Annotated in this window: 14 protein-coding genes; 3 read left to right on the top strand and 11 right to left on the bottom strand. The window is 60.9% G+C overall.

What is annotated here, in order from left to right; genetic code table 11:
• Positions 1-643: M10 family metallopeptidase C-terminal domain-containing protein (locus BT199_RS24010; RefSeq protein WP_175556223.1), on the top strand; the 643-nt coding region annotated here is incomplete at its 5' end.
• Positions 644-761: 118 nt separating this feature from the next.
• On the opposite strand, the gene BT199_RS24005 is transcribed toward BT199_RS24010, so the two are convergent.
• The 9 genes from BT199_RS24005 to gcl all read right to left on the bottom strand — a co-directional run bounded on the left by BT199_RS24005 (position 762) and on the right by gcl (position 11,626).
• Positions 762-1,967 carry an MFS transporter gene (locus BT199_RS24005; RefSeq protein WP_014717711.1) on the bottom strand — a complete coding sequence of 402 codons (1,206 nt, stop codon included), beginning with the start codon at positions 1,965-1,967 and terminating at the stop codon, positions 762-764.
• A 251-nt stretch (positions 1,968-2,218) separates the two neighbouring features.
• On the bottom strand, positions 2,219-3,220 hold the full coding sequence (locus BT199_RS24000; protein WP_014717712.1) for a sulfate ABC transporter substrate-binding protein: 1,002 nt from the start codon (positions 3,218-3,220) through the stop codon (positions 2,219-2,221).
• A gap of 93 nt (positions 3,221-3,313) precedes the next feature.
• On the bottom strand, positions 3,314-4,138 hold the full coding sequence (locus BT199_RS23995) for an ion transporter (RefSeq protein ID WP_019820385.1): 825 nt from the start codon (positions 4,136-4,138) through the stop codon (positions 3,314-3,316).
• Positions 4,139-4,169: 31 nt separating this feature from the next.
• The gene (locus BT199_RS23990) at positions 4,170-5,045 is read right to left on the bottom strand and encodes an urea transporter (protein ID WP_032902979.1); all 876 of its coding nucleotides are present in this window, start codon (positions 5,043-5,045) and stop codon (positions 4,170-4,172) included.
• Positions 5,046-5,176: 131 nt separating this feature from the next.
• A complete protein-coding gene (gene pyk / locus BT199_RS23985) occupies positions 5,177-6,592 on the bottom strand; it encodes a pyruvate kinase (RefSeq protein WP_014717715.1) in 1,416 nt (471 codons plus the stop codon).
• A complete protein-coding gene (locus BT199_RS23980) occupies positions 6,582-7,862 on the bottom strand; it encodes a glycerate kinase type-2 family protein (RefSeq protein ID WP_072435579.1) in 1,281 nt (426 codons plus the stop codon). The genes pyk and BT199_RS23980 overlap by 11 nt, the downstream gene beginning before the upstream one ends.
• A 176-nt stretch (positions 7,863-8,038) precedes the next feature.
• Positions 8,039-8,929: a 2-hydroxy-3-oxopropionate reductase gene (locus BT199_RS23975; RefSeq protein ID WP_019820390.1), complete on the bottom strand. Its 891-nt coding sequence runs from the start codon at positions 8,927-8,929 to the stop codon at positions 8,039-8,041.
• A gap of 128 nt (positions 8,930-9,057) precedes the next feature.
• Positions 9,058-9,840 carry a hydroxypyruvate isomerase gene (gene hyi / locus BT199_RS23970; RefSeq protein ID WP_014717718.1) on the bottom strand — a complete coding sequence of 261 codons (783 nt, stop codon included), beginning with the start codon at positions 9,838-9,840 and terminating at the stop codon, positions 9,058-9,060.
• A gap of 10 nt (positions 9,841-9,850) precedes the next feature.
• Positions 9,851-11,626: a glyoxylate carboligase gene (gcl, locus tag BT199_RS23965; protein WP_003189987.1), complete on the bottom strand. Its 1,776-nt coding sequence runs from the start codon at positions 11,624-11,626 to the stop codon at positions 9,851-9,853.
• 256 nt (positions 11,627-11,882) lie between these two features.
• Here gcl and BT199_RS23960 point away from each other — a divergent pair, with 256 nt between their 5' ends.
• Positions 11,883-12,323: a GlcG/HbpS family heme-binding protein gene (locus BT199_RS23960; RefSeq protein WP_020302584.1), complete on the top strand. Its 441-nt coding sequence runs from the start codon at positions 11,883-11,885 to the stop codon at positions 12,321-12,323.
• Between the two features lie 131 nt (positions 12,324-12,454).
• Here BT199_RS23960 and BT199_RS23955 read toward each other — a convergent pair whose 3' ends face one another.
• Together BT199_RS23955 and BT199_RS23950 are read right to left on the bottom strand one after the other, a co-directional pair.
• Positions 12,455-12,913: an REP-associated tyrosine transposase gene (locus BT199_RS23955; RefSeq protein WP_014717720.1), complete on the bottom strand. Its 459-nt coding sequence runs from the start codon at positions 12,911-12,913 to the stop codon at positions 12,455-12,457.
• A gap of 203 nt (positions 12,914-13,116) precedes the next feature.
• A complete protein-coding gene (locus BT199_RS23950) occupies positions 13,117-13,722 on the bottom strand; it encodes a TetR/AcrR family transcriptional regulator (protein ID WP_014717721.1) in 606 nt (201 codons plus the stop codon).
• 134 nt (positions 13,723-13,856) lie between these two features.
• Between BT199_RS23950 and BT199_RS23945 the strand changes: the two genes are divergently transcribed.
• Positions 13,857-14,777, top strand: coding sequence for a DUF808 domain-containing protein (locus BT199_RS23945; RefSeq protein ID WP_072435578.1), 921 nt, complete (start codon positions 13,857-13,859; stop codon positions 14,775-14,777).
• Positions 14,778-14,786: the final 9 nt, after the last annotated feature.

The raw sequence follows: 14,786 nt of genomic DNA, 5'->3' as shown, positions 1-14,786 counted from the left end.
TGACACCACCTATGGATTCAACTCGAATACTGGCAAGGCGGAAACGACCCTGACGTCCGCGGCTGATAAGCCAGACTTCAACGTATGGGATGAGCGTGGGAACGATACCTTTGATTTCTCTGGCTTCAAGCAGGATCAAATCATCAACTTGCGCGGTGGTTCGTTTTCCAGCGTGGGGGGGATGAAGGAAAACGTCAGGATCGGCGAGAAGACGGTGATCGAAAATGCTGTGGGGGGCCATGGTAACGATCGCATCATCGGTAACAGTGCGGATAATGTGCTCACCGGTGGCGCGGGGGCCGATACGTTGGTGGGCGGCGGCGGTTGGAACACCTTCAAGTTCAACGCCTTTAGCGATTCAACCCGTGCCAATGCCGACTTGTTGTTGGACTTCAACACGGGGCAGGACAAGATCGACCTGTCGCAAATGGTGCTCGACGGCAAGGTAGCGTTGAACTTCGTCGAGAACTATACGGGGGCGGCAGGCGACACCATCATCAAGTTTAATCCGCAAACGGGACGTTACTTGCTGGCGGCCGACCTGGATGGCGATGGCAAGACCGACTTCCTGATCAAAAGCACCCGAATGATCAGTCCAGAAGATGTCATCGGGCTCAACATCAAAGAGGGCAGTTATCTCTAATGCCTTGATCGCGCGCCTTTGACGGGCGCCACTGCTGGAAGCAAGGCGGGGGCGGGACTTACTCACGTGTTGATTAAGTCCCGCCCTTTTGTGCGTTTTGAAGTGGCGCACGGGCTCGTCAGGACGCTTGGACGGTGGCCAACGCGGCTTTACGTGCAACGCTCATGAAACGCAACAACGCAACCAGCGCAAATGCACTGCCCACCAGCATGACGGCCAACCAGCCGCCATGTTCATACACGCTGCTGGCAATCGCTGAACCGAACGCACCGCCGATAAAAATGCTGGTCATGTACAGCGCGTTCAGGCGGCTGCGGCTGTTGGCATCGAGGGCGTAGATGGCGCGCTGGCCGAGGACCATATTCATCTGCACGCAGAAGTCCAGAACCACACCGGTGACTGCCAGGCCGATCACGCTGTAAAGCGGGTGTACCAACGCCGGCAGGAAACTCAGCGCGCCAAACAGCATCGCCAGCAACGAGGCGCGGTGGGTATGGCCTGCGTCGGCCAGGCGACCGGCCATGGGCGCGGCGATGGCGCCAAGTGCACCGACCAGGGCAAACAGTGCGATCTCGCTTTGGCTCAGGCCGTGGTTACGCGCCAGTTCCAGTGGTACGGCAGTCCAGAACAGGCTGAAGGCGGCGAACATGCAACCCTGGTAGAACGCCCGCTGGCGCAACAGCGGTTGTTCACGCAACAGGGTGCCCAGGGAGCGCAGCAACTGGCCATAGCTGGCACTGTGATCGGGTTGGCGCTTGGGGATTGTCAGCATCAGCACCACGCTGATGAACGCCATCAGTGCGGCGGCCGCCATGAACATCGCACGCCAGCCGAAGTGATCGGCCACCACGCTCGACACCGGCCGTGCCAGCAGGATGCCCAGCAGCAGGCCGCCCATGATGCTGCCGACCACCCGCCCACGGGACTCGGCTGGCGCCAGGTGTGCGGCCAGCGGAATCAGGATCTGCACCGAGACGGAACTGAAACCGATCAGCAGCGACACCAGCAGGAACAGGTTCGGCTGTTCGATAAACGCCGCACCCAGCAGGCTGGCGATCGCCACGACGGTGGTGGCGATCATCAGCTTGCGGTTTTCCAGCAGGTCGCCCAGAGGCACCAGGAAAAACAGGCCCAGGGCATAGCCGATTTGCGTGAGGGACACGATCAGGCTGGCCATTGCCGGCGTCAGGCCAATGTCCGGGGCAATCAGCTCGATGATCGGTTGCGCGTAGTAGATGTTGGCGACAATGGCGCCGCAGCAAAACGCGAACAGCATGACCATGCCCCGGGTCATGGTGCCTGCAGCGTGAGAGGTTGCGTTCATGGTGTACTCATAAAGGCGAAGGACGATGGCGTGAGAGAGTAAAGACAAGGCTCGCAAGTGAGTAGGCTGCTTGTGGTGATATCACTTATGCGGGCTGATGATACATTCAGACACATCTGCCCTACGCAAAAAAGTGGGAGCTGGCTTGCCTGCGATGGCGGTGCACCAGTCACCAGAAATATGACTGATAGATCGCTTTCGCAGGCAAGCCAGCTCCCACAGGTTTGACCGAGTTGATTCAGTCAGATGGATTATTGGCCAGAGTAGATCTGGTCAAACACCCCGCCATCATTGAAATGGGTCTTTTGCACTGTGCGCCAGTCGCCGAAGGTCTTCTCCACCGACAGGAAGTCCACCTTGGGGAACCGGTCGGTGTACTTGGCCAGCACCTTAGGGTCCCGTGGGCGCAGGTAATTGTTCGCCGCAATTTCCTGGCCTTCGGGCGACCACAGATACTTGAGGTAGTCCTCAGCCACCGCACGGGTGCCTTTTTTCTCGACCACTTTATCCACCACCGACACCGGCGGTTCGGCTTCGGCGGAGACGCTTGGGTAGACCACTTCGAACTGATCACGGCCAAACTCACGGGCGATCATTTCCGCTTCGTTTTCAAAGGTCACCAGCACGTCGCCAATCTGGTTGGTCATGAAGGTGGTGGTGGCGGCGCGGCCACCGGTGTCCAGCACGGGCGCTTGCTTGAACAACTTTCCAACGAAGGTCTTGGCCTTGTCTTCATCGCCGCCGTTCTTCAACACGTAGCCCCAGGCCGACAGGTAGGTGTAGCGGCCGTTGCCCGAGGTCTTCGGGTTGGGCACGATCACTTGCACGCCATCCTTGAGCAGGTCGGGCCAGTCTTTCAACGCCTTGGGGTTGCCTTTGCGCACGATAAAGACTGTGGCTGAGGTGAATGGCGCACTGTTATTCGGCAGGCGTGTCACCCAGTTGTCCGGCACCAGCTTGCCGTTGTCGACCAGGGCATTGATGTCGGTGGCCATGTTCATGGTGATCACATCGGCGGGCAGGCCGTCGATCACCGAGCGCGCCTGTTTGCTGGAGCCGCCGAAGGACATCTGCAACGTCAGCTTGTCGTCCGGGTGCTCGGCTGCCCAATGCTTCTGGAAGGCGGCGTTGTAGTCCTTGTAGAAATCGCGCATCACGTCGTAGGAGACGTTGAGCAGGGTGGTCGCTGCCTGGGCGGAGCCCGCCAGGGCCAGGCCGGCGGCCAGTAGGGAGGCGCTGAGGATTTTTTTCACTGCTCATTCCTTGTTGTTCGAGAAGAGGGAGGCAATTTGCCAGCGACTATAGCCGGGCCTTCATAGAGCTTTAAAGATTAAAAAGAACTTTGCTTATTCCAGTTTGCGAAACAGATTGCTGCCACAGCGCGCACAAAACGCGGCGTTGGGTTCATGGCTGTCCTTCTTGCACACTGGGCAGTCGGTATGCAGCTGTTCGCCGCGCATGGCACTGGCCAGTTCAGCGGTAAAAATACCCGTCGGCACGGCGATGATCGAGTAACCGGTGATCATCACCAGCGATGAAATAACCTGGCCCAGGGGCGTCTTGGGCACGATATCGCCGAAGCCCACGGTGGTCAGGGTGACGATCGCCCAGTAGATGCCCTTGGGGATACTGGTAAAGCCATGTTCCGGGCCTTCGATCACGTACATCAAGGTGCCGAACACCGTCACCAGGGTGCACACGCTGACCAGGAACACCACGATCTTCTGCTTGCTGCCGCGCAGCGCCGCCATCAGGTAGTTGGCCTGCTTGAGATACGGGCTGAGCTTGAGCACGCGGAAGATGCGCAGCATGCGGATGATGCGGATGATCAGCAGATACTGGGCGTCGCTGTAGTACAGCGCGAGGATGCCGGGGACGATGGCGAGCAGGTCCACCAAGCCATAAAAGCTGAAGGCATAGCGCAGCGGCTTGGGCGAGCAATACAGGCGCAGGCCGTACTCGATGGCGAAGATCAGCGTGAAGCCCCACTCGATATAGGCCAGCAGGTCGGCGTAGTTCTGATGGATTGTGTCGATGCTGTCGAGCATCACGATCACCAGGCTGGCGAGGATGATCAGCAGCAGGATGCCGTCAAAGCGCCGCCCGGCGACGGTGTCGCTTTGGAACACCATGATGTAGAGGCGCTGGCGCCAGTCGTTGTTGCTGTCCATAAACCCTGCCTGAAACGAATATCGAGCAAGCCTAGGGCGATTCGTACGGGCTGTCCATGTGAGGCTTGTGCAGCATTCGCTGACCGGCGCGCACCAGCCAGCACGCGAGGATAAACGGCGCGGTCAGCGCGGGCAGGTGCAGGGCGCCAAAGCCTGGGGTGAGCAGGATGGCCAGACCGATACCCAGCAGTGGCAACCAAGGCTGGCGACGCGACGAGCACAGGGCCAGGGCGGCCAGCGCGGGGTTATAGCTGTGCAGGCCGAGCAGAGCGCCAGTGGCGTCGTTCAACCACAGGCCGGCCAGCATGCCGAGAGTGGCGCCGCCCAAGGCCCACGCGACGGCGCGACGGTCGGCCAGCAGCAAGCCCAAGGCGATCAGCACACCCGCCAGGGGCTGGTCCAGCAGCATGATTTGCCCAAGGCCGGTGAAGGGCGCGGCCAGTATAGCGACAGTGTCGGGCTCGCTCAGCGCAAGGGTGTTCTGCGGGACCTGGCCGAGCAGCAACCAGCCCAGCCCAACAAAGGGCGCGGTGTACGCTGGCAAATCCAGGGGTTGGGTCGCGTATTTCAACCAGTGCCGGGTGAGGATGGCACTCAAGCCGCCGCACGCCAGGATCAGCGGCGGCACCAGCGCCGACCAGGCAAAGTGCTGGCTGATCAACAGGCCCAGCAATACGCCGTTGTAGCTATACAGCCCGGCCTGGCGCTCGGCCTTGGGATACCCCCGGCGCTGGGCCGTGAGCAACCCCGCGACACCTCCCAGCAAGGCACCGCCGAGCAACGCCGGGGCGCCGATCAGGATCGCCAGCAGGCACAGCAGGCCGCACAGCGGGTGGCGCTGCAGGAAGATTTGGCTGAAGCCGTTGAGCAGGGCTTCGGCCCAGTCGGGGCAGGTTGGGTTGTGCATTTGGGTTGAGTCAATAAGACCGAGTTGCCCTCCTCGCAGGCAAGCCAGCTCCCACATTTGATTGATGTTCGACATGCAAACTCGATCAAATGTGGGAGCCGGGCTTGCCCGCGATGAGGCCCTGACAGGCGCTAAATCAGCGTCTCTATACGCAGCGAATTGGTGGACCCCGGCTGCCCGAACGGCACCCCTGCGGTAATCACCAAGGTATCGCCACGCTGCGCCATGCCCTGGGCCTGGGCAATTTCCAGCGCGGTGGAACACACCTCATCCACCTGGCGCAGCCGATCATTGACCACCGAGTGCACGCCCCACGCCACGCTCAGGCGCCGCGCCGTGGACAGGTTGGGCGTGAGGTTGAGAATCGGCGCCACGGGCCGTTCCCGCGCCGCGCGCAAGCTGGAACTGCCGGACTCGCTGTAGTTCACCAGCACCGCTACCGGCAGGATGCTGCTGATGCGGCGGATCGCGCAGCTGATGGCGTCCGACACCGTGGCATCTGCCTTGGGCCGGCTGACATCCAACTGTGCCTGGTAGTCTGGGCCGTTTTCCACCTGGCGGATGATCTTGCTCATCATCTGCACCGCTTCCAGCGGGTACTCGCCCGAGGCGGTTTCCGCCGACAGCATCACCGCGTCCGCACCTTCAGCCACCGCATTGGCGACATCGGTGACTTCGGCGCGGGTGGGTGCCGGGGAGAAACGCATGGATTCGAGCATCTGCGTGGCCACCACCACCGGCTTACCCAGTTGGCGGCAGGTGCTGATGATGTCTTTCTGGATCTGCGGCACGCTCTCGGCCGGCACTTCCACGCCCAAATCACCCCGGGCCACCATGATCGCGTCGCTCAGTTCGGCGATTTCGCGCAGCCGTTGCACCGCTGACGGCTTTTCGATCTTGGCCATCAAAAACGCCTTATCACCAATCAGCTCGCGGGCTTCGCGGATGTCTTCCGGGCGCTGCACAAACGACAGCGCCACCCAGTCCACACCCAGCTCCAGGCCGAAGCTCAGGTCGCGGCGGTCCTTGGCGGTGAGTGGGCTCAGTTCCAACAGCGCTTGTGGGACGTTCACACCTTTACGGTCAGACAGTTCGCCGCCATTGAGCACGGTGGTGTCGATGGCGTCGGCATGCTTGGTGATCACGCGCAGGCGCAGCTTGCCGTCGTCGAGCAGCAGGTCCATGCCCGGCTCCAGGGCCGCGATGATTTCCGGGTGGGGCAGGTTGACCCGGCGTTGGTCCCCCAAAGTTTCATCCAGGTCCAGGCGCAGGGCCTGGCCGCGTACGAGCTGCACCTTGCCTTCGGCAAAGCGTCCCACCCGCAGCTTCGGCCCTTGCAGGTCCATGAGGATACCGAGCGGGTAGTTGAGCTGGCGCTCGACCTGGCGAATCCACTGGTAGCGCTGGGCATGGTCGGCGTGGTCGCCGTGGCTGAAGTTGAGGCGGAAGATATTTACCCCGGCCTCCACCAGCTCGCGGATGTCATCGATACCGTCGGTGGCCGGGCCCAGGGTGGCGAGGATTTTGACCTTCTTGTCAGGCGTCATGGTTGGCAGTCTCAAGGATCAGGATGGCGCGCAAGTCGTTGACGTTGGTGCGCGTCGGCTCGGTGACGATCAAGTCGCCCAGGGCGGCGAAATAGCTGTAGCCGTTGTTGTTGTCCAGCTCATCACTGGCCGACAGGCCCAGGGCTTCGGCACGGCGGTAGCTGCAGGGGGTCATGATCGCGCCGGCGTTGTCTTCAGAACCGTCGATGCCATCGGTATCGCCGGCCAGGGCGTACACGCCGGGCAGGCCCTTGAGGCTGTCGGTGAGGCTCAAGAGGAATTCCGCGTTGCGCCCGCCACGGCCGTCGCCGCGTACGGTGACGGTGGTTTCGCCCCCCGAAAGGATCACGCACGGCGCCGCCAGTGGCTGGCCGTGCTGCACGATCTGGCGGGCGATGCCGGCGTGTACCTTGGCCACATCGCGGGCTTCGCCTTCCAGATCACCGAGGATCAGCGGGCTGAAACCGGCCTGGCGCACTTTTACTGCTACCGCTTCCAGGGATTGCTGCGGGCGGGCGATCAATTGGAAGTGGCTGCGGGCAAGCACCGGGTCGCCGGGCTTGACGGTTTCCGAGGCCGGGTTCTGCAACCAACTGCGCACCGAAGCGGGGGCGTCGATGTGGTAACGCTTGAGGATCGCCAGGGCCTGTTGTGAGGTGCTCGGGTCACCGACGGTCGGGCCCGAGGCAATCACCGTGGCCTGGTCGCCCGGTACATCGGAGATCGCGTAGGTGTACACCGTGGCCGGCCACGCAGCCTTGGCCAACCGACCGCCCTTGATCGCCGAGAGGTGCTTGCGCACGCAATTCATCTCGCCAATGGTGGCGCCGGATTTAAGCAGGGCTTTGTTGATGGCTTGCTTGTCCGCCAGGGTGATGCCCTCGGCGGGCAGGGCGAGTAGAGCCGAGCCACCGCCGGAGAGCAGGAAGATCACGCGGTCGTCTTCACCCAGATGGCTGATCAGTTCCAGCACGCGCTGGGCCACGGCCAGGCCGGCCGCATCCGGCACCGGATGGGCGGCTTCGACCACTTCGATTTTTTTGCATGGCGCGCCATGGCCGTAGCGGGTGACCACCAGGCCCGAGACCTCGCCCTGCCAACAGTCTTCGACGACCAGTGCCATGGCGGCCGCGGCTTTGCCGGCGCCGATCACGATCACACGGCCACTGCGGTCGGCAGGCAGGTAGGGTTCAAGGACTTGCCGGGGGTGGGCGGCGTCGATGGCTGTGGCAAACAGCTCGCGAAGCAGGTGTTGCGGATCGACCGACATAAGCGGGCTCCCGGGGGATTCTTGTTATTAGAGGTGCAGCGATCGTTCCCACGCTCTGCGATCGTTCCCACGCTCTGCGTGGGAATGCAGTCCGGGACGCTCTGCGCCCAAAGCGTGACGCGGAGCGTCACAAGAGGCATTCCCACGCGGAGCGTGGGAACGATCAGCGGTGTGGGTTATTTTTCGCGAATCGAGAAGTTCGCCATATGCTCCAGGCCCTTGATCAGCGCCGAGTGGTCCCAGTTGCCGCCGCCAATTGCCGTGCAGGTGCTGAACACTTGCTGGGTGCCGGCGGTGTTAGGCAGGTTGATCCCCAGTTCCTTGGCACCAGCCAGCGCCAGGTTCAGGTCCTTCTGGTGCAGGTTGATGCGGAAACCCGGATCGAAGGTGCCCTTGATCATGCGCTCGCCGTGCACTTCCAGGATCTTCGACGATGCAAAGCCACCCATCAGCGCTTCACGCACTTTGGCCGGGTCGGCGCCGTTTTTGGAGGCGAACAACAACGCTTCGGCCACCGCCTGGATGTTCAGCGCGACGATGATCTGGTTGGCCACCTTGGCGGTCTGGCCATCGCCATTGCCGCCTACCAGGGTGATGTTTTTGCCCATGCTCTGGAACAGCGGCAACGCGCGTTCGAACGTCTGCGGTTCGCCGCCGACCATGATGCTCAAGGTGCCGGCCTTGGCACCGACTTCACCACCGGACACCGGTGCGTCCAGGTACTGCGCGCCGGCCTGGTTGACCTTGGCGGCGAATGCTTTGGTCGCAGTAGGGGAGATCGAGCTCATGTCGATCACCACCTTGTTCGGTGACAGGCCCGCAGCCACGCCGTCGGCGCGAAACAGCACGTCATCGACTTGAGGGGTGTCGGGCACCATGACGATGATGAACTCGGCTTCCTGGGCCACTTGTTGCGGGTTGGCCAGCGCCACGGCGCCGGCGCTGATCAGTTCAGCCGGAGCCTTGCCGTGATGTTCGGAGAGAAACAGTTGATGGCCTGCTTTCTGCAGGTTGGCGGCCATGGGTTGGCCCATGATGCCGGTGCCGATGAATCCGATTTTAGCCATGATCAAAATCCTCGTTTAATGTGGGAGCTGGCTTGCCTGCGATGGCATCACCTGGGTATGCCTGATACAGCGAGGTGTCCGCATCGCTGGCAAGCCAGCTCCCACAGTGTTTTGTGTTGTGTCAGTTGTCAGATGGCGTTATGGGTTTTGAGCCAGCCCAAACCCGCCTCGGTAGTGGTCAACGGCTTGTACTCACAGCCGACCCAACCCGCGTAACCAATGCGGTCCAGATGCTCGAACAGGAAGCGGTAGTTGATCTCACCGGTACCTGGCTCGTTGCGCCCTGGGTTGTCCGCCAGTTGGATGTGGTTGATCTCGCCCAGGTGCGCCGCCATGGTCCGCGCCAGGTCGCCCTCCATGATTTGCATGTGGTAGATGTCGTATTGCAGGAACAGGTTGGCGCTGCCCACTTGCTCGCGAATCGACAGGGCCTGCGCCGTGTTGTTGAGGTAGAAGCCCGGAATGTCGCGGGTGTTGATCATCTCCATCACCAGCTTGATACCCGCCGCCTGCAGCTTCTCGGCGGCGTACTTGAGGTTGGCGACGAAGGTCTTTTCTACGGTCTCGTCATCAACGCCTTGTGGCCGGATACCCGCCAGGCAGTTGACCTGGGTGTTGCCCAAGACCTGGGCATAGGCGATTGCCAGTTTGACCCCGGCACGGAACTCCTCGACCCGGTCCGGGTGGCAAGCCAGGCCGCGCTCGCCCTTGGCCCAGTCACCGGCTGGCAGGTTGAACAGCACCTGGGTCAGGCCGTTGGCGTCCAGCTGCGCCTTGATATCGGCAGAGCTGAATTCATACGGGAACAGGTACTCCACGCCCTGGAAACCGGCATCGGCAGCCGCTTTGAAGCGGGCAAGGAAATCCTGTTCGGTAAACAACATGGACAGGTTGGCAGCAAAGCGCGGCATAGGGTTCTCCTTAATCGAGCAGGGAAATGGCAGTCGGCGCATCGTTGCCGACCAGGGCCAGATCTTCGAATTCATTGACGGCGTTGATCTCGGTGCCCATGGAAATATTGGTCACCCGTTCCAGAATAATCTCAACGATCACCGGCACCTTGAATTCTTCGATCATCTCTTGGGCGCGGCGCAAGGCAGGTTGGATCTGGCCTGGCTCGAACACACGCAGAGCCTTGCAGCCCAAGCCCTCTGCAACCGCCACATGGTCGACGCCATAGCCGTTGAGTTCGGGGGCGTTGAGGTTGTCGAAGGACAGCTGCACGCAGTAGTCCATCTCGAACCCACGCTGGGCCTGACGGATCAGGCCCAGGTAAGAGTTGTTCACTACCACATGGATGTACGGCAGCTTGAACTGCGCGCCCACCGCCAGTTCTTCGATCATGAACTGGAAGTCATAGTCGCCCGACAAGGCCACCACTTTTCGGCTCGGGTCGGCCTTGACCACGCCCAGCGCTGCGGGAATGGTCCAGCCCAATGGGCCGGCCTGCCCGCAGTTGATCCAGTGGCGTGGCTTGTACACATGCAAGAATTGCGCGCCGGCAATCTGCGACAGGCCGATGGTGCTGACGTAGCAGGTGTCTTTTCCGAACACCTGGTTCATCTCTTCGTACACGCGTTGCGGCTTGACCGGCACGTTGTCGAAGTGAGTCTTGCGGTGCAGGGTGGCCTTGCGCTGTTGGCAGTCATGCAACCAGGCACTGCGGTCCTTGAGCTTGCCGGCGGCTTTCCACTCGCGGGCCACTTCAATGAACATCGTCAGCGCGGAGCCGGCGTCAGAAACGATGCCCAGGTCCGGCGTGAACACGCGGCCAATCTGGGTCGGTTCGATGTCGACGTGAATGAATTTACGGCCCTCGGTGTACACCTCGACCGAACCGGTGTGACGGTTGGCCCAGCGGTTGCCGATGCCCAGCACCACGTCCGACTTGAGCATCGTCGCGTTGCCGTAGCGGTGCGAGGTTTGCAGGCCGACCATGCCCACCATCAGCGGATGGTCGTCCGGGATCGTGCCCCAGCCCATCAGGGTCGGGATCACCGGGATGCCGGTCAGCTCAGCGAACTCCACCAGCAGCTCGCTGGCGTCGGCGTTGATCACGCCACCACCGCTCACCAGCAATGGGCGTTCAGCTGCGTCGAGCAGAGCCAGGGCTTTTTCCACTTGCACACGGGTCGCCAGCGGCTTGGCCAGGGGCAGCGGCTGGTAGGCGTCGATGTCGAATTCGATCTCGGCCATCTGTACGTCGAACGGCAGGTCGATCAACACCGGGCCAGGGCGGCCGGAGCGCATTTCATAGAAGGCTTTCTGGAACGCGTAAGGCACTTGGCCGGGTTCCAGCACCGTGGTTGCCCACTTGGTCACTGGCTTGACGATGCTGGTGATGTCCACGGCCTGGAAGTCTTCCTTGTGCATCCGGGCGCGGGGGGCTTGGCCGGTAATGCACAGGATCGGGATCGAGTCGGCCGAGGCGCTATACAGGCCGGTGACCATGTCGGTACCCGCCGGGCCCGATGTGCCGATGCACACGCCGATATTGCCGGCCTTGGTGCGGGTGTAGCCCTCGGCCATGTGCGAGGCGCCTTCAACGTGGCGAGCAAGGACGTGATCGATGCCACCCACCTTCTGCAAGGCCGAATACAGCGGGTTGATCGCGGCGCCTGGGATACCGAAGGCGGTATCCACACCTTCACGGCGCATCACCAGGACGGCGGCTTCGATTGCTCTCATTTTGCTCATGGTTTTGGTGCCTCTTGCGTTTTGTAATTGTATACAAGTGGTGTCTGTCCAAAGTGTATTCACGGCGAGCTACGTTGGTCAATGCCTTTCGTGAACTGACCTTTGCGTTCGTCGGAAGCGCTTTTTTCGACGTATGGAGCCTTTGTTGAAAAATATTGTATACAAAAACAGATATCATTGTGTTCTATTTGTGTCATCGAGCATCTGATCAAACAGACCTCACCGCGTTACCCATAACAAGATAAGGACGGCACCTATGAGCGCTTTAACCTTGAAACTCGCCACCCAGCTGGCCACCCAGGCCCTTACTGCAGGCCGCACCATTTCGGCTGCGCCACTGACCATCGCCGTGCTCGACAGCGGCGGCCATCTGGTCACCCTGCAACGCGAAGACGGCGCCAGCCTGCTACGCCCGCAAATCGCCATCGGCAAAGCCTGGGGCGCCATTGCCCTGGGCAAGGGTTCACGTTTGCTGGCACTGGACGCCCAACAGCGCCCGGCGTTTATCGCGGCCTTGAACAGTCTGGGGCAGGGCAGCGTCGTGCCGGCACCGGGTGGGGTGTTGATTCGGGATCAGAGCGGCATGGTGCTCGGCGCAATTGGGATCAGCGGGGACACGTCCGATATTGACGAGCAGTGTGCGATCACGGCGATAGAGGGGGTGGGGTTGATGGCGGATGCGGGGGTGTCGGCTTGAATCGTTCTGACTGTGAGTAAGCTATCGCAGGCAAGCCAGCTCCCACATTGGCGGTGTTCACAAATCCAACTGTGTGAATCCAATCAGTGTGGGAGCTGGCTTGCCTGCGATGCAGTCGACTCGGTCTACAGTCAAACCCAAATAGCATCCCACAGCGGATAGTCGCCAAACTTCTTTACCAGCCCAGCCCTGAGTGGATTAGCTACGATGTAGCGTGCAATCCCCTCAAGGCTTTCCTCTCGACGCACGGCATGATCATGAAAGCCCGGCTGCCAGAGGCGACCTTGGCGGCCAGCCACCGCATTCACAATTCGGGTGCTCTTGGACTTCACTTGTCGCATCAAGTCGGCAAGCGAACCTTTCTCCAGAGCAACAAGCCAATGGAAATGATCAGGCATTACTACCCAGGCCAATGAGGTTGCGAGCCCTTTATATTGAACGATTCTGAATTGGTGTACGACCAGACGGCCAAGTCTGAAGTCGCTGAAGATGGGCTCACGTTCAAGGGTGTTGGTGGTGAGCAGGTAAATGCGGTTGGATTCGTTATAGCGGCCGATGCGCAGGCGTTTTGAAGCAGGTAGATCAGGCATTCCTTGGCCTCTCTTCAGATGGTGTTCTGAGAGGCTAGACTGAGGGGCGAAGGCTGATCGGCAGGCTTTTAGCAGGATGTGTCTGGATGGGCGCTATCGCGGGCAAGCCCGCTCCCACAGGGGATTATGACCAATTTACATTTTGTGTCCCGCGCAAATCCGTGTGGGAGCTGGCTTGCCTGCGATAGCCTCTGCGCGGTGTATCAATCCGGCTCACACCCCTTGAGCACCAACCGAATAATCGTCTGCGCCGCCGCCTCATAATCGGCCTCATCCAGCTTGGCCTTGCCGGTTACCGCCGAGATCTGCCAGTCGAAATCGGCATAGGTCTGGGTGGCTGCCCAGATGCTGAACATCAGGTGGTTGGGGTCAATTGCTGCGATCAGGCCACGGTCAACCCAGCTCTGGATGCAGTCGATATTGTGCTTGGCCTGGGCATTGAGCTGTTCAACCTGGTCGGTGCTCAGGTGTGGGGCGCCGTGCATGATTTCGCTGGCGAACACCTTGGAGGCAAACGGCAGGTCGCGGGAGATGCGGATTTTGGAGCGGATGTAGTTGCTCAATACTTCCTTGGGCTCGCCTTCGGGGTTGAACGGCGTGGAGGCGGCCAGGATCGGCTCGATAATGCTTTCGAGCACCTCGCGGTAAAGGTTGTCCTTGGATTTGAAGTAGTAATAGACGTTGGGCTTGGGCAGCCCGGCCTTGGCGGCGATGTCGCTGGTTTTGGTCGCGGCGAAGCCCTTGTCGGCAAACTCCTCGCTCGCCGCCCGCAGGATTTTTTCTTTGTTGCGCTCGCGAATGCTGCTCATAAACCAGACGTTTCCTTGCCATGACAGGCGGTTGCGCATGGTAGCACCGGCCATCCGCAAGCCTCAACAATCTGCCCGCAACGCCTTGCGCCGCGCTATGCTCGCGCCATCTCTCTCTAACGGAAGTTCGGTTCATGGCAGGAAGCAGCTTGTTGGTGTTGATCGACGATATCGCGGCGGTACTCGATGACGTCGCGCTGATGACAAAAATGGCCGCCAAGAAGACATCGGGCGTGCTGGGCGATGACCTTGCACTGAACGCCCAGCAGGTCTCCGGCGTGCGGGCTGAGCGGGAAATTCCCGTGGTGTGGGCGGTGGCCAAGGGCTCGTTTATCAACAAGTTGATCCTGGTGCCGACGGCCCTGTTGATCAGCGCCTTTGCTCCGTGGGCGGTGATACCACTGTTGATGCTTGGCGGTGCCTATCTGTGTTTCGAGGGCTTCGAAAAACTCGCGCACAAATTCCTGCACAGCAAGGCTGAAGATCAAGCCGAACACGCGCAGTTGGCTGAAGCGGTGGCCGATCCGGCAACCGATCTGGTGGCGTTCGAGAAAGACAAGATCAAGGGTGCCATCCGCACCGACTTCATTCTGTCCGCCGAAATCATTGCCATCACCCTCGGCATTGTCGCCGACGCGCAGCTCACACAGCAGGTGATTGTGCTGTCGGGTATCGCCATTGTCATGACCATCGGCGTATATGGATTGGTGGCTGGTATCGTCAAGCTCGACGACCTGGGGCTGTGGCTGACGCAGAAGCCGGGCCAGGTGGCACGCAGTATTGGCGGCGCGATTCTGAGTGCGGCGCCGTACATGATGAAGAGCTTGTCGGTGATCGGCACGGCGGCGATGTTTATGGTCGGTGGTGGCATTCTCACCCATGGCGTGCCCGTGGTGCACCACTGGATCGAGACGGTGAGCCAAAGCACAGGGGCGCTGGCGTGGCTGATGCCGACGTTGCTGAATGCGATGGTGGGGATTATTGCCGGTGGGGTGGTTCTGGTATTGCTCACCTTAGTGACCAAACTCTGGGCTGTTTTAAAACCCAAACCATAACGTGCCCAT

Source organism: Pseudomonas sp. NFR02 (genome assembly GCF_900119375.1).
Lineage (GTDB): Bacteria > Pseudomonadota > Gammaproteobacteria > Pseudomonadales > Pseudomonadaceae > Aquipseudomonas > Aquipseudomonas paracarnis.
Note: the sequence above shows the minus strand (reverse complement) of the source record. Positions and strands in the feature narration are given on the sequence as shown.